Raw genomic sequence first — 22,440 nt, 5'->3', positions numbered from 1 at the left:
TTTTTAAAGCGAGAAATGTGTCAAAGCATTTCTCGCTTTTAATTTTATAATGAAAAGAGTGATGGCAAAATTTAAATTCACGAGCTAAACAACCTAGAATACAATAGTCAAAAATGGAGTGAATTTCGAGTAATCCAATACAAAGCCCATACCAGTCTTAAGGGTGTGGCTATGAGATGATGAAGATTACTTAATAGCTGCTGTTGTTTATACGCCTGATACCGACATTTATCGCAATTGGTTACAAGAAGGGTTAAAAAACTTTTAACTTTGCAAACAACTTTTATCAGGAAACTGCCTGACATTTGATACCAGAGCTATGAAAGAGCATTTAGTTACGCCAAACCACACCACTGAATTAGAAGCCTACTTTAATGCTTTTAAGAAAAATGTCATTGGCGACACGACAACATTTAATTCCTATTACGGTGTGCAGCAGATGCGCTATGCAGATTGGATTGCTAGCGGCAGGTTATATGCGCCCATTGAAAAGATTATCTGTGAAAAAGTAGGTCCTATGATGGCAAATACACATTCGTTTTCAAGCGAAAGTGGCAAAGCAACAACCTATCTTTACCAGGAGGCGAGACAGGCCATTAAAAAACACGTAAACGCCTCTCAAGACGATGTTTTAGTGACAACAGGAACAGGCATGACGGGTGCATTAAACAAGTTATTGCGAATTCTAAAAATGGCACCAGCAAAAACCTATGCCTTAGTTGAAGATAAACCTGTTGTTTTTCTGACACACATGGAACACCATTCTAACCAAGTTTGTTGGTTCGAAACTGGTGCAGATGTAGTGCTATTACCCTTATGCGAAAATGGATTGGTACAGCCTGAAATTTTAGAAACTGAAATTAAAAAGTATAAAAATCGCAAGGTATTAATTGGGTCTTTTACTGCATGTTCTAACGTTACCGGAATTATTTCTCCCTACCATACTTTAGCAAAAATTATGCACGACCACGGCGGTTATTGCTTTGTAGATTTTGCGGCTTCAGCACCCTATGTTGGTATTGATATGCACCCCATAAATGAAAACGAACATTTGGATGCTATTTTCTTTTCTCCTCATAAATTTTTGGGGGGGCCTGGAAGTTGTGGTGTGCTTGTGTATCATAAAAAATTACATCAAAATACAATTCCTGATCATCCAGGGGGAGGTAATGTAAAATGGACAAAACCAAGTGGAGAATTTGCTTATTATGAAGACATAGAAACTCGTGAAGACGGCGGAACACCCGGAATTCTTCAAGTGATTCGTGCAGCACTTGCCATCAATCTGAAAGAAAAAATGAGTGTTGAAAAAATACAACAGCGTGAAGATGAGCTATTACATTTGTTTTATACTAGTGTCGAAAATAGCTCTGAAATTAAAATATTAGGTGCCCGGAATCAAAAACAAATTGGTTGTGTTTCCTTCAATATAAACAACATGCACTACAATTTGGTTGTACGTTTGTTAAACGACCGTTTTGGAATTCAAGTACGCGGAGGTTGGTCATGCGCCAGCACCTATGCACACCATTTATGTGAAATTAAAGAAGAGAGTTCTGCTGTGATCATGGACCAAATTGAAGGTAAAAACCTCAGCGAAAAACCAGGGTGGGTACGTTTATCCTTGCACCCAATTATGAGCACTACAGAATTGGTTTTTATCATTAACGCATTAATGGAAATCATACACCATAAGGATACTTGGTCTAAAGATTATAGGTATAATGCCACAACCAACGAATTTGATGCGCTCTACGAAATAAAAAGTGACCCCAATAGGTATAAAAATATCCTTGAGGTAAATTAATTCTTCCATAACGCATCTTAGCCTTTGCTATGTTACTTGATGATTAAAATCAATTGAATACACTATGCCCCAAAAGCTAACCAATTCTGTCTTGTATTTAATGAGTATTGCTGCCGGACTAGTGGTTGCCAACCTATACTATAACCAACCCTTATTAAATTTAATTGCGAAGAGCTTTAAGGTAACCGAAGCTGCAGTAAGCAATGTGGCGCTGACCACGCAATTAGGCTATGCCTTTGGTTTACTTTTTATTATTCCTTTGGGCGATAAAATTTCAAATAAGAAAATATTACAGGTCGATTTTCTGGTGATGATTATAGCGCTGCTGGCTGCTGCGATGTCACCTTCTTTGTTTTATTTAAGTGTAAGTAGCTTTATTATTGGTTTTACCTCAGCTATTCCCCAGCTATTTGTACCGATGGCAGCACAACTTTCAGATGAAAAAGGGCGCGGTCGGGCTATAGGAATCGTCATGAGTGGTTTGCTCATTGGAATTTTAGGTAGTCGTGTGATAAGTGGATTTGTTGGGGAGAGGTTCGGATGGCGACTAATGTATTACGCCGCAGTGGTTTTAATGCTTATTTTATTTTTTATTTTAAAATTTAAATTGCCTAAAATAAACCCCTCCTATAAGGATTCTTATCTTAGTTTGATGAAATCGCTTTGGTTCTATTTTACCTCAGAACCCTCGCTGCGTTTAGCTACCCTGCGCGGTGCCTTGGCATTTGGCGGACTAAGTGCATTCTGGACTACATTAGTTTTTTTAATGGAAGACAACTTTAGTTTAGGGAGTGGAGCCACTGGGCTCTTTGGTTTATTTGGTATTGTAGGGGCCCTAGCCGCCACTGTTGCCGGTAAATTGAATGATAAAATTGCTAAAAATAAAATTATTCTATTTTCCACCCTGCTATTAATAGCCTCTTGGGGTATTTTTTTAGTATCAAGCCATTCTTTATTTGGATTAGTCATCGGAATAATTTTGGTAGATTTAGGGCTACAAGTGCTGCATATCACCAATCAAAATATTATTTTTTCAAAAAATCCTGAGGCTAGAAATAGAGTCAATACAATTTATATGGTGGGCTTTTTTATTGGCGGTGCCTTAGGCACCTCCTTAGGTGCTTTCGCATGGCAGCATTTTCAGTGGAGTGGAGTTTCTGTATTAGGAATTTTACTCTCAGCGAGTATTCTTATAGTGCATTATATGTTTAGGAACAAGACTGTTTAAAATGCCTTTAAAGCTAAGTTTTGCCTAAAATTACAGTGCACTACCCATAAAAATATGGCCTTATGCGGCTGAATACCTACAAGCCTTCATTTGGTCTACGATTTAAACAGCTGACAAATTTAACTTCACTAAAAAAATAGATAAAAAGTTACGATAAGCATGTACCTGAATTTTTAGTGAAGCGAATTTTATTAAAAATGATACCTCACAAATGCTTCCATAGCGGCATAATGCGATAAGCCTAGCTGATCATACAGATCTGCAGTTTCTTTATTTCGGTCCTCGGCGCGTTGCCAAAACTCTCTACTATCTGATCCTTGAAAAACAACACCATCTTTTTGAGATTGATGCTTAAAAATTCCCTTTCGTTTCTCTAGTACTTGATCTGGCCCCATAGGTATGGCCATTTCTATCTCATCGATGTTCCATTCTTGCCATGCGCCTCGGTACAACCACAACCAGCAATCATTCATAAATTTTTTAGGCTTTAATTGTTTTACTGCGGCAAAAATAGCATCTAAACATACCTTATGGGTACCGTGTGGATCTGCCAAATCACCTGCGGCATAAATTTGATGTGGTTTAATTTTTTCAATTAATGCCATGGTTATCTCTATATCAATCGCTGATAGAGGTTTTTTATCTACGCTTCCTGTTTCATAAAACGGTAGTTCCATAAAATGAATATTCTCATTCGGGATACCAATAAAACGGCAAGTAGAACGTGCTTCGCCTTTTCGTATTAGGCCTTTAATATGCCGAACTTCAATACTATCTATTTCGCTTGATTTTTTGTTTTCAAGAAACTTTACTGCTTTTTTATAAATTATTTCTGCTTCTTCGTTTTTTATACCAAATTTAGTATTGTAATCGATCACAAAATTGGCGAAACGCAAAGCTTCGTCATCAGCAACCGCAATATTTCCAGAGGTTTGATACCCCACATGTACCTCATGCCCTTGTTCCTTTAGGCGCTTAAACGTGCCACCCATACTAATGATGTCATCATCAGGGTGCGGACTAAATATGAGCACCCGCTTTGTTGCCGGCTCTGATCTTTCAGGGCGCTTAGTATCATCTGAATTAGGTTTACCACCTGGCCATCCTGTAATGGTATTCTGGAGTTTATTGAAAATACTAATGTTAATATCGTATGCTGGTCCGGAGTCTGCCAATAAATCGCTCATGCCATTCTCGATATAATCAGCATCTGTTAACATTAATATGGGCTTTTTTAAATCTAGGGCTAAATTTAATACTGCCTTTCTAATTAATTTGTCTGTCCAGTTGATTTTTTCCACCAACCAAGGCTTATTAATTCTTGTTAATTTAGAAGATGCTTCTTTGTCTAAAACAAAGGTTGCATTATTGTGTTCTTGTAAAAATGTCGCCGGAACTTTACTAGTAATCTCCCCTTCAACAGAAGCACTGATAATTTTAGACTTGCTTTCGCCCCAAGCCATGAGAATTACTCTTTTGGCTTCCATTATTTTTTTAATCCCTAAAGTAATTGCAGTTCTGGGCGTGTTATTTAAGCCAGAGAAATCTCCACTTGCAGCAACTCTCGTAATGTGATCCAAGGCTACTAAGCGTGTTTTAGAATTTTGCAAGGATCCTGATTCGTTAAATCCTATATGCCCATTTCCACCTATCCCTAAAATTTGTAAATCAATACCTCCTACAGCCTTTATTTTCTCTTCGTAATGCGCACAATATTCGGCTATTTCTTCTTTAGATAAGGTGCCATCGGGAATATGGTAATTTTCAGGAAGAATGTCGATATGATTAAATAATTGTTCTTTCATAAACCGCACATAACTATGCACAGAATCTGGCTCCATGGGGTAGTACTCATCTAAGTTAAACGAGATCACATTCTTGAAGCTTAACCCCTCTTCTTTGTGCAGCCGTATTAATTCCGCATACAATCCCCTGGGAGACGAACCCGTTGCTAATCCTAAAATGCAAGGCTGCTTTTGTGATTGTTTTACGCGTATAAGAGCTGCTATTTCTTGTGCAATATCTTTTGAAGCTTCTTTAGAATTTTCATAAACAACAGTTCCTACATTTTCAAATCTTTTCTCAAAGCCAGTAGCTTTATCTATAGTGCTTTTCAACATAAGGTTTAGTATAAAATGTTAATCATAATTCTGTAATTCGTCACCAAGGATTTGTAGGTAAAAAAATACCACTCCATTGGGGTAAGCGTTCAGAATTGTTTTTTTGTAATTCTGAGTCGTAATTATTTTTTCTTCCAGCTTTTAATTTTATGTCCCCAAACTGCAAAAAACAGAATAATGGTGTAACAGGGAATTAAAATCCAATAACTCGATGTTGCAGCTGTTGTGGTTGCCTCAACAGTTTCTATGCCTTGTGCTATAAGTTCAGCTTTTTGTGCATCGACCAATCTTCCATATAGCGGAGGAATAATTGCACCACCGGAGATTGCCATAATTAACAAGGCAGATGCTGTTTTTGTAAATTTACCTAAGCCATCCAATGTTAAAGGCCAAATGGCAGGCCAAACTAATGCGTTTGCAATGCCTAAAGCGGCTACAAATAAGACCGATGTAAAACCAGTAGTGAGCAAAATACAAACACTAAAAACGATACCTAAAAGGGCACTTAATTTTAAAGCCGTACCTTGTTTTAAATAGTTAGGAATTAAAAGCGCTCCTAATGCGTAAGTCACCACCATGGCCATTAAGGTGTAGGTTGTGAAATACTTTGCTTCTTCACCTGTAAACCCTAAAGACATTCCGTACGATATTATCGTATCACCGGCGATAACTTCTGCTCCCACGTAAACAAAGAGGGCAAATACCCCTAACCAAAGGTGGGGAAATTGAAAAATACTTGTTTTAGTACTTTTACCTGAAGTTGTATCCTCCACATCTTCGGCTTCCACATGCGGTAATGGTGCTTGTCTGATTAGCAAGGCCAAAATAAATAGCACGGTAGCCATAACATAATAGGGTGTATGAACACTATCTGCCATAGTATCTAAAAGTGCTCCTTTTTCTCCTGAAGACACTGTTGCTAATTTTTCCTTTACTTCATCAATTCCAGATAGCAATAAGGCGCCAAAAATTAATGAGCCTAAAGCCCCCGCCACTTTATTAGCAATGCCCATGATCGCCATGCGCTTGGCGCCACTTTCTATGGGCCCTAAAATAGTAATGTACGGATTGGCAGCAGTTTGGCATACCGTCATCCCAACGCCTTGAATAAAAATGGCCAGTAAAAACAGCCAATAGGTGCGAGCGTCCGCAGCAGGAATAAAGACTAGGGCGCCCAAAGCCATTATCAATAAGCCTAAAGACATGCCATTTTTATAGCCAATTTTGCTTATCAGGTAGGATGCCGGCAAGGCCATCACCACAAATGAAATATAAGATGCAGAAGCCACTAAATAAGCTTGTGCTTCTGTGAGTTCATTTAAGGTTTTCATAAATGGAATTAAAGCACCATTTATCCAAGTGACAAATCCAAAAATGGAAAACATACCACCTATAATCAGAATTGGAACAAGATTACTCTTTACTTTTGAAGTGTTCGACATCATTATTTCGTTGCTTTAGGTTTAATTGGTTTGGTTTTTTCTGTGAAACTCTGTAATAATTTGAATTGATTTTTAGGCTAAAAAGGGAAAATTATTTTTGGCAAAACAACTAGGACAATTTGTGATTTCCTCGAGAAATTATACCATTAAGATGCTCATGACAGGTACGAATAAAACGGAGTACGGCTTTCATTTTTTGTAAAGATGGTCTAATCCCCCCTTTTGCCGCCATGTAGTTCTTTTTTTAACTGCGGTACCAAAGGCAAAGTGACTATAGCCATTATACCTAACTTATGACCACTTATTCCCATGCCATTTTAAATGGAGCATCTTCCATTCTATTTCCTTTTTTATCATCATAGACCGCATAGTTAAATCCAGATCTTAGGCTATACCCCGCATGTTCTCCTTTTTTATTGATGGCAATAAATCCAACTTGGAGGTATTCCATATCCTTATGATTTTTGTGTTTGGTATAAATACGTTCTACAATTTCTTTACAGGCTTCGTAAGGCGATTTTCCTTGTCGCATTAATTCAACTACCATAGCGCTACCGGCAGTTCTAATAACCGCTTCACCTAAACCTGTGGCCGCAGCAGCACCTATTTCATTATCTAAAAACAATCCTGCTCCGATAATCGGCGAGTCACCTATTCGACCATGCATTTTCCAAGCGGCACCACTGGTGGTACATCCTCCTGAAATATTCCCATCTTCATCTAAAACCAACATACTAATAGTATCGTGATTTTCCATATTTATGACGGGCTTATATTTAGATGCTTCTAGCCATTTTTCCCAGTCCTTTTTAGCTTCATCGGTCAATAAATTTTCTTCTTCAAAGCCTTCTGATAAAGCAAACTGAAGCGCACCTTCGCCTGATAGCATCACGTGAGAAGTCTTCTGCATGACTTTTTTAGCTACAGAAATAGGGTGTTTTATACCTTGTAAAAAAGATACAGCTCCACAATCACTATGATGATCCATAATACAAGCATCTAGGGTTACTTTTCCTTCTCTGTCGGGAAAACCACCATAACCAACACTCCGTATTTTTGGATCTGCCTCCGGAATTCGCATACCTGCTTCGATAGCATCTATGGTTGATGTTCCATTTTTTAAGTTCTTCCAAGTCTCTTCATTAGCGGGTAAACCATGATTCCAAGTAGAAATAATAAGTGGTTTCAGTTGATTATTTGAGGTGGGGGTTGTGGCTGAACCTAGCAGTTCACCTGTATTTTTAAAACTTGACAAGGCTGTGGCTCCCACGGTACCGAGCAAAGAGGCTTTGATAAATTTTCTTCTGTTAGACATACCCTAATATATGTAAGTAAAAATGATATCCCTAAAGATACATTGAATTTTGGTTTTAGATCAATTGTTACACGCATTGAATCGTGAAAACCTGAGCCACTTAAAGCAACAAGGGAGAAGGTTAACAAGGAAAAACTAGTGTTCTGCACCTAAAAAAGTGGAGCTACATTGACTTCGTCTAAAAAAAAATTATATTCCGGTTGTTCCAAGTTTAAACAAAAAATAATATTCCTTTTAAATGAATGATGATTGTTTAAAACTTTATTAAATTTGCACTGGTATGGCCCACGTGGTGAAATTGGTAGACATGCCACCTTGAGGGGGTGGTGTTCGCAAGGACGTGCTAGTTCGAATCTAGTCGTGGGCACAAAAACCATTTAAGACTCTCTTAAATGGTTTTTTATTTAAACAAATCTGCGCTTTACGATATAAATTCTCAAAAATTAACGGCATTTTAACTTTGGAACGGTAAAAAATCGTAAATTTGTTTAACCTTTTATAAAAATACATGAACAACGTAAAAAAAACTTTTAGTATTCGAGATTTAGAAAATTTATCTGGAATAAAAGCGCACACTATTCGTATTTGGGAGAAAAGGTACCATTTATTTAGTCCTGAAAGGACAACCACCAATATTCGTACGTATAGCCTAAAAAGCCTTCAAAAATTATTAAATATTACCTTACTATACAATAACGGATATAAAATATCAAAAATAGCAGAATTATCGGAAACAGAAATACCTGAAACCGTTAAGGAAGTTATTTCTAAAAAAACGGTTAAGAATCATGCCATTAATTCTTTTAAGATGGCCATGATAAATTTTGATGCTACCCAATTTTCAAGTACTTATAATAAGCTATTAGAGGAAAGCTCTTTTAGAGATTTATTTTATGAAGTATTTATTCCTTTGTTGAATGAATTGGGAATTTTATGGCAGACCGATACGATTAGTCCGTCTCACGAACATTTTATTACCAATTTAATTAAACAAAAAATTATCATTAATACCGAAAAACTTCAGAGGACTGAACCGGTTAAAACCGATAAAACCTTTGTATTGTTTCTCCCGGATAACGAAATTCATGATATTGGGCTACTTTATTTAAACTATGAAATAACCTTAAAAGGATATAAAACTATTTATTTAGGTCAAACAATTCCAATCGAATCTTTAAAAGATTTAATGGGTTATTGTTCGAATGTACATTTTGTATCTTATTTCACTGTAGAACCGAATAAAAGTAAAATTCATAAATATATTGAGACATTCAATGCCAAAATAGGAGAAAATTATGATTTTACACTATGGATTCTTGGACATCAAACTCAATTCCTAAAAGAAGAAGATTTAACACCAAATATTAAAAAATTCAATTCTTTAGAAAAAATTATTAAAGAACTGAATTAAGTTATTTACACTCAAAATAATTTATGAACCGTAAAATTATTGTCATAGGATCAGGATTTTCCTCCTTATCGGCCTCTTGTTATCTAGCAAAGGCGGGTTTTGACGTTAGCATCTATGAAAAAAATAATACCGTAGGTGGTAGGGCGAGACAACTAAAAAAAGATGGCTTTACTTTTGATATGGGACCAAGTTGGTATTGGATGCCAGATATCTTTGATAAGTTTTTTGCAGACTTTGGCAAAAAAACCTCCGATTTTTACGCTTTAGACAAACTTAGCCCTGCTTATAAAATATTTTTTCAGGATGATGTCATTACCATTGGCGATAGTCTCGATAAAATTGCAGTGGAGTTTGAACGTATTGAAAAGGGAAGTTCGGTTCACCTTAAAACTTTTATAAAGCAAGCACAAGAAAATTATGACATCGCCATTAATAAAGTGGTTCTAAGACCAGGTTTGTCACCCTTAGAATTGGTCACTCCAGAAACTATACTAAGAGTAGATCAATTTTTTAAGACCATTAGTGGAGAGGTGCGTAAAAAATTTAAAAACCCTAAATTAGTTTCGACGCTAGAGTTTCCCGTTTTATTTTTAGGCGCTAAACCAAGTAAAACGCCTTCTTTTTATAATTTTATGAATTATGCAGATTTTGGCTTAGGCACTTGGCATCCCAAAGGTGGCATGTACGAGATTATAAAAGCCATGAAAAGTTTAGCTGAAGAACTTGGGGTTACTATTTATACCACTAGCCCAATAAGTAAAATAGTGGTAGAAAAAGGCATCACTAAAGGTGTCATTTGCAATGGCAAGTTAAAACCTGCGGATGTTGTGCTCTCGGGAGCTGACTACCATCATTCTGAAACCCTTTTAGATAAACAATACCGTCAATATTCAGAAAAATACTGGGAGACTAAAACATTTGCTCCTTCATCTTTATTATTTTATGTTGGTTTTGATAAAAAAATTAGTGGTGTGGAACATCATAATTTATTTTTTGATACGGATTTTGAATTGCATGCTGAGGAAATTTATGACACCCCGAAATGGCCAAAGGACCCTTTATTTTACGCCAATTTTCCATCAGTAACAGATAATAGTATGGCACCAGATGGGTGCGAAACAGCATTCTTTTTAGTTCCTATCGCTCCCAATTTAGAAGACACTCCAGAGTTGAGAACAGCATATTTTAACTTAATATTGAAGAGATTTGAACGAAAAACAAATCAAAATGTCGAGAAAAATATTATATTCATGGAGTCCTTTTGTGTAAAAGATTTTATTGAGGAATATAATAGTTACAAAGGAAACGCGTATGGATTAGCGAATACCCTAACACAAACTGCTTTTTTAAGACCAAATCTAAAAAGTAAGAAAGTAAAAAATCTATTTTTCACAGGGCAATTAACTGTTCCTGGTCCAGGTGTTCCTCCAGCATTAATTTCCGGAAAATTAGTATCCGAATTAATACTGAAAAATTAATATAAAATAAGCCATTTTAACAGCTTAACTAAAATTCAAATTTTAGTGGGCGAATTAGATCAGAGCTTAAAGAAAAAACAAATATGAACAGATGAAAAGCATTTTTGACCATGTTTCCTTTAGCTGTAGTAAAACAGTAACAGAATCGTACAGTACCTCTTTTTCCCTTGCCACAAAGATGTTACACACAAGCATTCGCGGTGATGTTTATAACATTTATGGTTTTGTGCGTTTTGCTGATGAAATTGTAGATACTTTTCATGAGTATGACAAATCTTTTTTATTCAATAAATTTGAGCAAGATTTAGAAGAGGCACTAAGCCATAAGATTAGTTTAAATCCTATTTTAAACGCATTTCAACACACGTATCATAAATATCAAATACCGCATCACTTAGTGGCTTCATTTATGAAAAGTATGCGGATGGACTTGTCTAAGAAGATTTACAAAACCGATGAGGAGTACAAAGATTACATCTATGGATCGGCTGATGTTGTGGGTCTAATGTGTTTAAAAGTGTTTGTAAAAGGTGATCAAGAGGCTTATGATAATCTTAAATCATCTGCAATGGCTTTAGGTTCCGCTTTTCAAAAAGTAAACTTTTTAAGAGACCTAAAAGATGATTTTGAAGGCTTAGACCGGACCTATTTTCCAAATACAAACTTAAGGGCCTTAGATGAGGTTTCTAAAAATAGAATTGTAGCTGAAATTAATGAAGATTTTAGGTTAGGTTATGAAGGCATAGCAAAGCTTCCAAATACAGCTAAATTTGGGGTATATACCGCCTATAAATATTATTCAAAGTTATTGCAAAAACTACAAAACACGCCTCCTCTAGAAATTCAAAATACCAGAATAAGAGTATCTAATTATCAAAAATTTGGGCTCTTAGCAAAATCATATGTTAATTATAAACTTAATTTAGTGCAATAATGACGCTTTTTATTGGAATCGTAATTTTCTTAGTAACCTTTGTGTTTATGGAATTTATGGCTTGGTTTAGCCATAAATACATTATGCATGGCTTTCTTTGGGTTTTACATAAGGATCACCACCATAAAGATCACGACTCATGGTTTGAACGCAATGATGCCTTTTTCATCATTTATGCGGTTGTAAGTATGTCTTTTATTATAACGGCTTCAAATACTTGGTTTTGGTATGGATTGCCTATTGGATTTGGAATTATGGCTTACGGAGCGGCCTACTTTTTAGTACATGATATCTTTATTCATCAGCGTTTCAAATTACTGCGAAATGCTAATAACTGGTATGCCCGAGGGGTACGTAGAGCGCACAAAATTCATCATAAACATTTAGGAAAGGAAGAAGGAGAGTGCTTCGGGATGCTTTTTGTTCCGTTTAAATATTTTAAGAAGTAGTATGGCAAAGGCCATTGTAATTGGCGCGGGCATTGGCGGAATCGCTACAGCCTTACGTTTAAAAAAAAAAGGATACCAAGTCACTGTTCTTGAAGCAAATGCCTACGCGGGTGGCAAACTTCACGCTATGAATTTAGATGGATACCGTTTTGATTTAGGCCCATCTTTATTTACTATGCCCCATTTAGTAACGGAGCTATTTGAGCTCTACGACATAAAAACAGAAGATTATTTTCAATTTACAAGGAAAGATATTCTTTGTAATTATTTCTGGGAAGACGGAAAGCGATTTTCAGTACAAGCCAACCAGCAAGATTTCGTAAAAAGTGCTTCAAAAGCTTTTAATGAGGATGAAGCTGCCCTTGCTGCCTATCTACATAAAAACAAAGAAAAGTACGATTTAACAGCCCGCTTGTTTTTAGAGAATTCCTTACATAAAATTAACACCTATTTATCGGCAGATACCGTAAATGCTATTTTTAAGGTCGCCAAATTAGACACCAATAGCAGTCTGGACCAGGTGAATAAAAAAGCGTTTAAAAATCCAAAAGTAATACAACTTTTTAACAGGTACGCCACCTATAATGGCTCGTCACCCTATAAAACACCGGGAATAATGTCTATGATCCCTCATCTAGAAATGTATTTTGGCACCTACTACCCCAAAGGAGGAATGCATCAAATTAGCCAAAGTCTGTATCAATTAGCCCTGAATCAAGGAATCATTTTTAAATTTAATGAAAAAGTAGAAGAAATTGTAGTAGCTAACAAAAAAGCTAAAGGTGTCATCTCACAAAAAAACAATTATGCGGCCGACATTGTAATTTCAAACATGGATATTTATCCCACCTATAAAAAGTTATTAAAAGAACAGGTTCACCCGACCAAAACACTGAAACAAGAACGCTCTAGCTCTGCACTAATTTTTTACTGGGGAATTTCTAAAGAGTTTCCAGAATTAGACCTACACAATATTCTCTTTTCTACCTCATACGAAAACGAATTTAAAGCTATTTTTGAAGACAAAACACTAATCAGCGACCCTACCGTGTATATAAATATAACAAGTAAAGAGGATAAAAAAGATGCTCCTCAAGGTCATGAAAACTGGTTTGTAATGATTAATGCACCCGGTAATTATGGTCAAGATTGGGAAACCTTGGTGCAAAACGCACGTAGGCATATCATCGCTAAAATAAATAATATTTTGAAGGTAGATTTAGAGTCCTTCATAACTGCAGAACATATTTTGAGTCCTGTTGGTATTGAAAATAGCACTAGTTCTTACCGAGGAGCACTATACGGTGCGGCTAGTAATACTAAATTTTCTTCGTTCTTAAGGCATCCAAACTTCAGTAGAAAAATTAATAATTTATATTTTTGTGGAGGTTCCGTACATCCTGGTGGCGGAATACCCTTATGTTTACTATCAGCGAAAATAGTGGGCGATTTAGTGCCGAAATTGAATTAATTTGAGGTTGAAGTATGATCCGTAAAAACAAATCTACCATTGCCATTAGTATTATATGGGTATTTCATATCGCTGCTATTCTTGGGGTAAGCCTTGGGTATCAAGATTGGTTTATTACAAAAACGCCCCTAAACTTATCCCTGAGCTTATTCTTATTTCTTTGGGCATTCCCTATAGACGATATTAAGAAAATTGTGGTGTTTTTGTTTTTTTTTATAGGAGGATTTTTTGCAGAGTGGTTGGGTGTAAACTACGGGATTTTATTTGGTGAATATGCGTATGGGGCTAATTTCGGAATAAAAATAGGTGGGGTTCCCCTTTTAATTGGGGCCTACTGGGCTTTGTTAACGTTTGTAACGGGAAATATGATTTCTCATTTTACCAAAAGTGGCTGGATTCAAATTATTGCTGGAGCAACCTTAATGGTTTTGCTAGATTATTTTATGGAACATTTAGCGCCTGTATTTGATTATTGGACCTTTGCTGGCAATGAAGCTCCCGTAGAAAATTATATTACTTGGTTTTCTATTGCTTTGTTATTTCAGCTGGTTTTATTCTTATCGAAAATAAAAGGAGATGTAAAATTATCATTTCACTACTACGGCGTGCAACTACTATTTTTTGTTTTTTTCTATTTTACTTTATCCTAATGTGTACTCAAAACATCTTTACCACCCCACTGCCCAACAGTCTTATAAGGCTGGAATCTCGAAAACAATTCTTCGTTATACCATTGTAGTTTACGTGTCTTTACAATAGCTTTTGCGTGTTCTTTACTTTTATACGCAAAATCCATTAAAGCCTCTTTATTTTTCCAAATACTAAAAGTAGCCATTTGTGTAAGCGGAACTTCTCCAATACCCATGGTAAATAAAAGTCCGTCATTGTTTTTTAATGGCGCTTGCGAGGTCGGCACGTACTTCCAAAAAGTACGCAACAATTTAAATTTAATAGTAGCTCTCGTGATGACGGCAATAAAAGGAATTGTTTCGTCTAAGCTTGTGCTTTTCTCAAACGGATTAGCTCCAGACCACTCCCCTTTTGCCACTATACTTTTCATGTAAATGGTATATTGTTCCTGACTATTTCGTTTGTATTTCTGAAATAAAGTAGCCTCATTAAAAAACTGGTTGGCATATTGTTCGGTTTCCCAAATCTGCAATAATCCGTATGTAGACCAATCAGGAGCCGGGTTAAAGCCCGGTTTGCCACTTCCCATTAATTTATAAAAAGAAAGTCCTTTAGTTTTTGAGAGTGGATAACGCGCAATGGGCATCATCATAAAGGCCCAAACTTTACTTTTAAGAGTGGGATATTTAAAAAAAGTAAGTGTAGTGATTTGAGACATATTATTCTGCTAACATTGTATCTAAAGATACTCTAATAGCATCACTATTCCAATCAGCTGCACCTGTTTCAGAGACTATAATTTGACCCGTTTTACTTATAACAAAAGTTATTGGAATACTTCTAGATTCAAACGCGACAGGGGTAGTACTGTTTTCATAGTAAACGGGTAAAGTGTACCCCTTTTTAGATAGAAAAGTGCTTACTTTTTCTTTCTCGTCGTGCGCTACAAACAAAAAGCTTACTTTATCGCTATAATCATCATAGAGTTTCTGAAAACTTGGCATTTCTGCCACACAAGGCGGACACCAAGTGGCCCAGACATTGAGAACAATCACCTTTCCTTTTTCTTCGTCAAAGTTCAAAGCTTGACCCTCATGAGAAATTAATTCCCAGCGATAATCGCTGATGACCCTTTGATCTTCTAATTTAAGTTCAGTGGGACTAAAGGATAACAAGCGATTCACCATAACTTTAAGGTGAAAGCCTACAGGCGTAAACAATAACAGCAATACCGCTATAATGAGTATAAGGTTAGAAATTTTCTTTTTCTCTAACTTCATCGTTCCTTATTTGGTTAAGAGTTTATCTACAAGATTAAAAATTTTAGTATTATCCCAATCGGCAATCCCTTTTTTATGGATAACAATATTGCCCTCTTTATCAATCAAATACGAAGACGGCGCTTTTAAATAAGGTATAGCTGCCTTTTCGCCAATAAACAAATAGGTTACGGGGAATGTTAAATTTTGTTGTTTCATAAAAGCTTCGACGGGCTCTCGCTCTTCATTGGTGATAATATAAAAATCTACATCACCTTTATATGCATCGTAAAACTTTTGAATACTTTGTAATTCTGCTTCACAAGGAAGCACCCAAGATGCCCAGAAATTTATAAAGACTACCTTTCCTTTAGATTGTTTAAAATTAAAAAAATCCCAGTTTTCATCTTTCAATCTCCAATCGTAATCTGTGATTTTGTTTCGGTTTTCTTCGTCGGTAATAGCAGGACTAAATGAAAATACTTTATTGAGTAATACTTTACTATAGTCTCCTAAAGGAGTTACAAAAAAGGAAAGTATAAAAGCGAAAAGCAGAATATTTAATATGGTTTTCTTTGTAATTTTCATTCATCTTTAGATTTGTTCAAAACTAAAAAACTCTTGATGAATATCAAGAGTTTTATGAAATTAAAATTAATTTATTTTTAGTAAGATGATCTACCTTTATTTTGCTGAAGAAGCATTCTCTTTTTTAATCACATTTAAGGCAGAACCTTCTCTGTACCAAGCAATTTGAGGTTCATTATAGGTATGGTTCACCTTAATTGTATTTTTAGTTCCGTCAGCATGCACCAGTTCAATAGTTAATTGCTTGTCTGGAGCAAAATCTGCAATATCCAAAAAGTTAAACGTATCATCTTCCTGAATGAGATCATAATCGGCTTCGTTCGCAAAGGTTAAACCAAGCATTCCTTGTTTTTTAAGGTTGGTTTCATGAATCCGGGCAAAAGATTTTACCAATACTGCAGCAACCCCTAAATGTCTTGGCTCCATCGCAGCATGCTCTCTTGAAGAACCTTCACCATAGTTATGATCACCTACGACAATACTTTTAATCCCTGCTGCTTTGTAGGCACGCGCTGTGTCAGGCACACCTCCAAATTCACCTGTCAATTGATTTTTAACAAAATTTGTTTTCTTACCAAATGCATTTACAGCCCCAATTAAACAGTTATTCGATATATTATCTAAATGACCACGGAAACGCAACCAAGGCCCTGCCATAGAGATATGGTCTGTAGTACATTTTCCAAAGGCTTTGATTAATAACTTTACGCCCATTAAACTTTCGTCTGTAATAGGTGTAAATGGCTCTAAAAGCTGTAATCTTTCTGATTTTGGATCTACCTTAACAACGACCGCAGAACCGTCTTCTTGTGGCGCTAAATAACCAGCATCTTCTACATCAAAACCAAGTGGTGGCAACTCAATACCTCTTGGCTCGTCTAATTTCACTTCTTCTCCATCTTCATTCAACAGCGTATCATTCATGGGATCAAAATCTAGTCGACCAGAGATTGCGATAGCGGCAACCATTTCTGGAGAACCAACGAACGCATGCGTATTTGGGTTACCATCTGCTCTTTTAGAGAAGTTTCGGTTAAAAGAGTGCACAATGGTATTCTTTTCCTCTCCTTTTAAATCGCTTCTATCCCATTGTCCAATACATGGACCACAAGCATTTGTAAATATGGTAGCGTCTAAATCTTCAAATATTTTTAAAATTCCATCACGCTCTGCAGTAAAACGAATTTGCTCTGAACCTGGGTTAATTCCAAAGTCGGACTTTGCTTTTATTTTTTTATCAACGGCTTGTTTTGCGATAGAAGCGGCCCTGGTTAAATCTTCGTAAGAAGAGTTGGTACAAGAACCAATTAATCCCCAATCTACTTTAAGCGGCCATCCATGCTCTCTAGCTTTTGCACCTAATTCACCTACTGGAGTGGCTAAATCTGGTGTAAAAGGCCCGTTTAAATGCGGACGCAAAGTGTCTAAATTAATTTCAATAAGCTGATCAAAATAATCATTCGGGTTTGCATACACCTCATCATCACCTGTTAAATATTCGCGTATTTTGTTGGCTTCATCGGCAATATCACTACGATCGGTAGCGCGTAAATAACGCTCCATTGAATCATCATATCCAAAAGTAGAGGTTGTTGCGCCAATTTCGGCACCCATATTACAAATAGTACCTTTACCAGTACAAGATAAATTTTTAGCTCCTGGCCCAAAATATTCTACAATAGCACCTGTACCACCTTTTACGGTTAAAATACCCGCAACTTTAAGAATTACATCTTTAGCGGAAGTCCAACCACTTAAGCTTCCTGTTAATTTAACCCCAATAAGTTTAGGAAATTTAAGCTCCCAAGCCATACCGGCCATAACATCAACGGCATCCGCACCACCTACACCAATAGCGACCATTCCTAAGCCACCCGCATTTACGGTATGCGAATCAGTACCAATCATCATTCCGCCTGGGAATGCATAATTTTCTAAAACTACTTGATGTATAATACCCGCACCTGGTTTCCAAAAACCTATTCCGTATTTATCGGAAACAGATTCTAAAAAATTAAAAACTTCTGCACTTGTTGAATTTGCAATTTTTAAATCGGCTGCTGCACCGTTTTTTGCTTGAATTAAGTGATCGCAATGCGTTGTCGTTGGAACAGCAACTTTGTTTTTACCTGCTTGCATGAATTGCAATAAAGCCATTTGCGCTGTAGCATCTTGTAAAGCAATACGATCTGGAGCAAAATCTACATAATCTTTACCTCTTTTAAATACTTTTGATGGTGAACCATCCCAAAGGTGCGCATATAAAATTTTCTCAGAAAGTGTGAGTGGTTTACCAACTAGCTCACGTGCTTTGTCAACACGTTTAGGCATATCGGCGTACACCTTTTTTATCATATCTATATCAAATGCCATTTTTATGTATTTTAGATTATTGCAATCCTGTAAAATTACTAAAATCTAAAGGGTAAATAAAAAAAATAGTGCATTGATTGACATGATTTTAAAATTTTTGGTATAAAAAAGTAAAAAAAAACGAATCCTATATTTTTTTAAGCCTTTTTTCGAGATATTCTTTACAAAAACGTTTGAACCTGAAATAAAAAATTACAATAACGCTCCTATAATGGTATCTTCAGAGATACCTTCAGCTTCTGCTTTGTAGTTTTTTATAATTCTATGGCGCAAAATACCCATAGCGACAGCTTTTACATCTTCGATATCAGGAGAAAATTTTCCATGAATTGCGGCGTTGGCCTTAGCTGCTAAAATTAAGTTTTGCGATGCTCGAGGACCTGCACCCCAATCAATATATTGCTTTACATAATCGGAAGCTGAATCGATATTGGGCCTTGTGCTATGCACTAATTTAACCGCATAATTCACCACATTATCGGGTACAGGAATCCTGCGAATTAAATGTTGAATGGCCACAATTTCCTCTGCTGTAAATAAGGCATTTATAGCAGGGCTATCATCGGAGGTAGTCGCTTTGACAATAGCGACTTCTTCTTCCATGGAAGGGTACTTTAATTCGATCGCAAACATAAAGCGATCTAATTGTGCTTCTGGCAAGGGGTATGTGCCTTCTTGCTCAATAGGGTTTTGTGTTGCCAAGACAAAATAAGGTGACGCTAAGGGGTAATTTGTACCTGCAATGGTAACGGTTCGTTCTTGCATTGCCTCTAAGAGTGCAGCCTGAGTTTTTGGCGGTGTTCTATTGATCTCATCGGCCAGAATAATATTAGAAAAAACAGGCCCTTTGATAAACTTAAAAGTTCTATTTTGATCTAATATTTCGCTGCCCAAAATATCACTTGGCATTAAATCGGGTGTAAATTGAATACGTTTAAAATCTAAACCTAAAGTTTTGGCAATAGTATGTACCATTAAGGTCTTTGCTAAGCCAGGTACTCCTATTAATAAAGAATGTCCGCCAGCATAAACAGAAAGTAAAATTTGGTGTACAACAGTGTCTTGCCCTATGATTATTTTAGCAATTTCGTTTTTTAACGCCTGATGTTTTACAACAAGATTTTCAATAGCCGTAACGTCTGACATATATCTAATTTTTTAACCAATTATTCGAGAAGTCACAGTCTTTTCCTGTTGTACTAACACTAATATAGGTTTCTTCGATATGTTCTTTCATCCACTTTGCAATAGCATCAGCTCTTTTTTGAGTCAAGGCTAAATCTTGAATTTTTAAGTAGTCTTTTGCGAAATCTGCCACATGTTCATCATAGCGATTTGTGATTTTCAAAATCTTGTAACTCGTACCCTCCCTTGGATCCTCTTCTAAAAGAGGCTGAGATATTTCGTTATCTTTTAAATTACGAATCTGATTATACAATTGTGGATCAGGCATATTTGCTAGTTCAAACCTAGAACCATAATCTATCGGATTTCTTAACTGCCCTCCATCAAATTTGGTCTCTTTTTGATCTGAAAAATTTAAAGCCGCTTCGGCAAAGGTATATTTACCATCTATTATTTGCTGACGAATACTATCAATCTCCATTTTAGAAGCTCTTAACGCTTCATCTGAAATTTTAGGAATCATGAGGATATGCCGCACATCTCGTTGTTGTCCTAATATTTTATCAACGGTTAAAATATGATATCCAAACTGGGTTTTAAATGGCTCAGACACTTCTCCTTCGGCTAAAGTAAAAGCAGCATCTTTAAACTCTTTTGCATATCCCGATTGTTTTGTAACTCCGGAGTATAAGCCTCCGTTTGGTTTAGATCCAGGATCTTCAGTATATAAAATTGCTTTAATAGCGAAACTTGAACCGTTTTCTAAAACATCTTCTCTAATTTTATTTAAGCGGTCTATGACCTTTTGAACCTCTTCCTCAGAGGCCTCCGGCATTTTAGTTATTTGAGCGATTTCTAGCTCAGTTCCTATAATTGGTCTTTGATCTTTTGGGATTTCATTAAAATATTGACGCACTTCTTCAGGAGTTACTTCTACTTCTTCAACTATCTTGCGCTGCATACGCTCAGAAAGCATACGCAACTTATTAATTTTATAGAGTTCTTCTCTGAAGCTTTCTTCATCTGTTTTCTTATAAAAAGCTAATACTTTTTCTATAGATCCTACTTTACCCACCAATTGCTCTATTTGAGCATCACTATTTGCATTCACCTCATCATCAGCGACCAAGATACTGTCCTGAACTGCTTGATGCGCAAACAAACGATCTTCCATAAGTTTTCCTAAAAGTCCACAACGCGAAACTTCATCTGCAGAAACTCCCTGGTTTCTTAAATCAATTAAGGTTTTATCGATATCAGATTCTAATATAAGATGCTCGCCAACAACGGCTGCAACACCATCAATCTTAACACGCTTAAAAGTGTTGATAGAATCGGTTAGCATACTTACATCAGTTGCTTGAGCTTCATTTTTCTCTGCTACTTGTTCTTCCTGAGCCTTACCAGTACCCAAGCATAATAGTATCAAATACAGTGTAATAACATACTTAATCTTGTCCATAAACTTGAAATTCTTTATCTTTAATTGCATCATCTATAATTTCGGTTTCTAACTTTCTTATCAATGCCAAACGCCTCCTATTTAATAACACTTGTTTAATAGTTGGCTTGATATAAGAAAGTGGAGAAATATCATTCGGATTCAAAACATTTGAAACCTTTGCCAAATATACCCCTAATGAATCCTGTAATTCAAAAAATTGTGATTTTTTTAAGTATCTATCCTCATTTTCAAGGGTTAAAGGCGGAATTTCGTTAATAACACGTGAGGCTCGAACCCAAATAGAATCGTTATAATTTAATTTTCTAAATTGAATACCAATTGAATCCAAAAACTTTCTATCGGTGGCATTAAATCGATCTAACCTTAAGGCTACATTCTCTTTATTTATAAACTCCAGCGGCAATTCTATAAACCTCAGCTGTACTAATTTTTCTTTAAGCTTAAAGTTTTCTTTTTCATTATCATAAAAAGTCGTGAGTTCAGCATTAGAGATGATCGTATCTTCCGATTTACTTACTAAAGCATCTTTGTAGGCTCTGGTATATAAATCCGTTTTATAATTCTCTATTAAGTCATTGAACTCTTGTAACTTTTCTTGTGGTAAATTTATTTTTGATTTTGACAGTAACAGTTGTTTGGTCGCCCAATTGTTAATGTAATTGGTCACAAAGGAAGCACTGTCTTCTTTAGATATGTTATTTTTCAGCAATTCGTTAATATCCTCTTTGTACAAATAGGTGCTACCAACTCGTGCCAAAGGCTGTTTTTCAACCTCGCTTTTAAATATCATATCACAAGACAACACCAGTATAAAAGTAAAAAAAACCACCAATAAGCGATTCGCTTTTGTCTTGAAAATATGAGTTAACGTCATGTTGCAAAAATAAGAAATAACCAATGCTATGCAAGTTCATAATTTCTAATAAAAATCAACTAATTTTAACCTTTTATTATCAAAATCACTTTTAATAATGCTATATTCATAGCAACTAACTTTTTATTTTTCTGCTTCATCGGCACCAATGAGGCTTTTCGATATAAAGAACCTGATATTCATGATATAAACTTATATTGTAGTTTCATATAATTTTAGTAGCATGACAAAAAAAATGATAAAACTAATTTGGGATTTTAGAGGTCCTGCTGCCCATAAAACAGCAGAACATCATGAAATACATCTCAAAGAATATAGTAATGCTGAGCAATTAATACATCGTATTACAGGGCATAAAGATCTAAATGACATGCATAGTATTGCTTATGTAGTCGTGGATGAATCTGAAATGATTCCTGTAAGGGATGCTTTGAAACCGCACCGAGGAGAACTTTATACCGATCAATAAAA

The 22,440-nt window shown here is 35.9% G+C and carries 19 protein-coding genes and 1 tRNA gene; 10 read left to right on the top strand and 10 right to left on the bottom strand.

What is annotated here, in order from left to right; all coding sequences use genetic code 11:
* The first annotated feature begins 319 nt into the window (after positions 1-319).
* Entirely contained in the window at positions 320-1,807 is a 1,488-nt protein-coding gene (locus tag GQ45_RS15670; RefSeq protein WP_047419442.1) for an aminotransferase class V-fold PLP-dependent enzyme, read from the top strand.
* 64 nt (positions 1,808-1,871) lie between these two features.
* A complete protein-coding gene (locus tag GQ45_RS15665) occupies positions 1,872-3,035 on the top strand; it encodes an MFS transporter (RefSeq protein ID WP_047419440.1) in 1,164 nt (387 codons plus the stop codon).
* Positions 3,036-3,226: 191 nt separating this feature from the next.
* Here GQ45_RS15665 and nagB read toward each other — a convergent pair whose 3' ends face one another.
* The 3 genes from nagB to GQ45_RS15650 form a co-directional block, all read right to left on the bottom strand.
* A complete protein-coding gene (gene nagB, locus GQ45_RS15660) occupies positions 3,227-5,155 on the bottom strand; it encodes a glucosamine-6-phosphate deaminase (RefSeq protein WP_047419439.1) in 1,929 nt (642 codons plus the stop codon).
* A 122-nt stretch (positions 5,156-5,277) separates the two neighbouring features.
* A complete protein-coding gene (locus tag GQ45_RS15655; RefSeq protein ID WP_052188256.1) occupies positions 5,278-6,597 on the bottom strand; it encodes a sugar MFS transporter in 1,320 nt (439 codons plus the stop codon).
* Positions 6,598-6,898: 301 nt separating this feature from the next.
* A complete protein-coding gene (locus tag GQ45_RS15650) occupies positions 6,899-7,912 on the bottom strand; it encodes a N(4)-(beta-N-acetylglucosaminyl)-L-asparaginase (protein ID WP_047419437.1) in 1,014 nt (337 codons plus the stop codon).
* Positions 7,913-8,195: 283 nt separating this feature from the next.
* Here GQ45_RS15650 and GQ45_RS15645 point away from each other — a divergent pair.
* The 7 genes from GQ45_RS15645 (at position 8,196) to GQ45_RS15615 (ending at position 14,305) form a co-directional block, all read left to right on the top strand.
* Positions 8,196-8,279: transfer RNA gene (locus GQ45_RS15645), tRNA-Leu, on the top strand.
* 141 nt (positions 8,280-8,420) lie between these two features.
* On the top strand, positions 8,421-9,323 hold the full coding sequence (locus GQ45_RS15640; RefSeq protein ID WP_047419436.1) for a MerR family transcriptional regulator: 903 nt from the start codon (positions 8,421-8,423) through the stop codon (positions 9,321-9,323).
* Between the two features lie 23 nt (positions 9,324-9,346).
* Entirely contained in the window at positions 9,347-10,801 is a 1,455-nt protein-coding gene (locus GQ45_RS15635) for an NAD(P)/FAD-dependent oxidoreductase (RefSeq protein ID WP_047419435.1), read from the top strand.
* Positions 10,802-10,892: 91 nt separating this feature from the next.
* Complete coding sequence (locus tag GQ45_RS15630; protein ID WP_047419434.1) at positions 10,893-11,735, top strand: phytoene/squalene synthase family protein; 843 nt, start codon at positions 10,893-10,895, stop codon at positions 11,733-11,735.
* Positions 11,735-12,184, top strand: a complete 450-nt coding sequence (locus tag GQ45_RS15625; protein ID WP_047419433.1) for a sterol desaturase family protein — start codon at positions 11,735-11,737, stop codon at positions 12,182-12,184. Before GQ45_RS15630 ends, GQ45_RS15625 begins: the two co-directional genes overlap by 1 nt.
* Before the next feature lies 1 nt (position 12,185).
* Positions 12,186-13,655, top strand: coding sequence for a 1-hydroxycarotenoid 3,4-desaturase CrtD (crtD, locus tag GQ45_RS15620; RefSeq protein WP_047419432.1), 1,470 nt, complete (start codon positions 12,186-12,188; stop codon positions 13,653-13,655).
* A 14-nt stretch (positions 13,656-13,669) separates the two neighbouring features.
* A complete protein-coding gene (locus tag GQ45_RS15615) occupies positions 13,670-14,305 on the top strand; it encodes a carotenoid biosynthesis protein (protein ID WP_047419431.1) in 636 nt (211 codons plus the stop codon).
* Here GQ45_RS15615 and GQ45_RS15610 read toward each other — a convergent pair.
* The 7 genes from GQ45_RS15610 to GQ45_RS15580 all read right to left on the bottom strand — a co-directional run bounded on the left by GQ45_RS15610 (position 14,302) and on the right by GQ45_RS15580 (position 21,969).
* A complete protein-coding gene (locus GQ45_RS15610; protein ID WP_047419430.1) occupies positions 14,302-15,003 on the bottom strand; it encodes a hypothetical protein in 702 nt (233 codons plus the stop codon). The genes GQ45_RS15615 and GQ45_RS15610 overlap by 4 nt on opposite strands.
* 1 nt (position 15,004) lies before the next feature.
* Entirely contained in the window at positions 15,005-15,565 is a 561-nt protein-coding gene (locus GQ45_RS15605; protein ID WP_047419429.1) for a TlpA disulfide reductase family protein, read from the bottom strand.
* A 6-nt stretch (positions 15,566-15,571) separates the two neighbouring features.
* Complete coding sequence (locus GQ45_RS15600) at positions 15,572-16,132, bottom strand: TlpA disulfide reductase family protein (RefSeq protein ID WP_052188254.1); 561 nt, start codon at positions 16,130-16,132, stop codon at positions 15,572-15,574.
* A 96-nt stretch (positions 16,133-16,228) separates the two neighbouring features.
* Positions 16,229-18,505: an aconitate hydratase gene (locus GQ45_RS15595; RefSeq protein WP_047419428.1), complete on the bottom strand. Its 2,277-nt coding sequence runs from the start codon at positions 18,503-18,505 to the stop codon at positions 16,229-16,231.
* A 192-nt stretch (positions 18,506-18,697) separates the two neighbouring features.
* Positions 18,698-19,651, bottom strand: coding sequence for a MoxR family ATPase (locus tag GQ45_RS15590; protein WP_047419426.1), 954 nt, complete (start codon positions 19,649-19,651; stop codon positions 18,698-18,700).
* A 4-nt stretch (positions 19,652-19,655) separates the two neighbouring features.
* Complete coding sequence (locus tag GQ45_RS15585) at positions 19,656-21,092, bottom strand: peptidylprolyl isomerase (protein ID WP_047420508.1); 1,437 nt, start codon at positions 21,090-21,092, stop codon at positions 19,656-19,658.
* Positions 21,079-21,969 (bottom strand): hypothetical protein, encoded by an 891-nt coding sequence (locus tag GQ45_RS15580; protein ID WP_047419425.1) that lies wholly within the window; start codon positions 21,967-21,969, stop codon positions 21,079-21,081. The genes GQ45_RS15585 and GQ45_RS15580 overlap by 14 nt, the downstream gene beginning before the upstream one ends.
* Positions 21,970-22,204: 235 nt before the next feature.
* On the opposite strand from GQ45_RS15580, the gene GQ45_RS15575 reads away from it, so the two are divergent.
* The gene (locus GQ45_RS15575) at positions 22,205-22,438 is read left to right on the top strand and encodes a hypothetical protein (protein ID WP_369798311.1); all 234 of its coding nucleotides are present in this window, start codon (positions 22,205-22,207) and stop codon (positions 22,436-22,438) included.
* The last annotated feature ends 2 nt before the right edge of the window (positions 22,439-22,440 follow it).

Origin of the sequence: Cellulophaga sp. Hel_I_12 (genome assembly GCF_000799565.1) — a bacterium.
Lineage (GTDB): Bacteria > Bacteroidota > Bacteroidia > Flavobacteriales > Flavobacteriaceae > Cellulophaga.
This window is presented reverse-complemented; position numbering and strand designations above follow the sequence as displayed.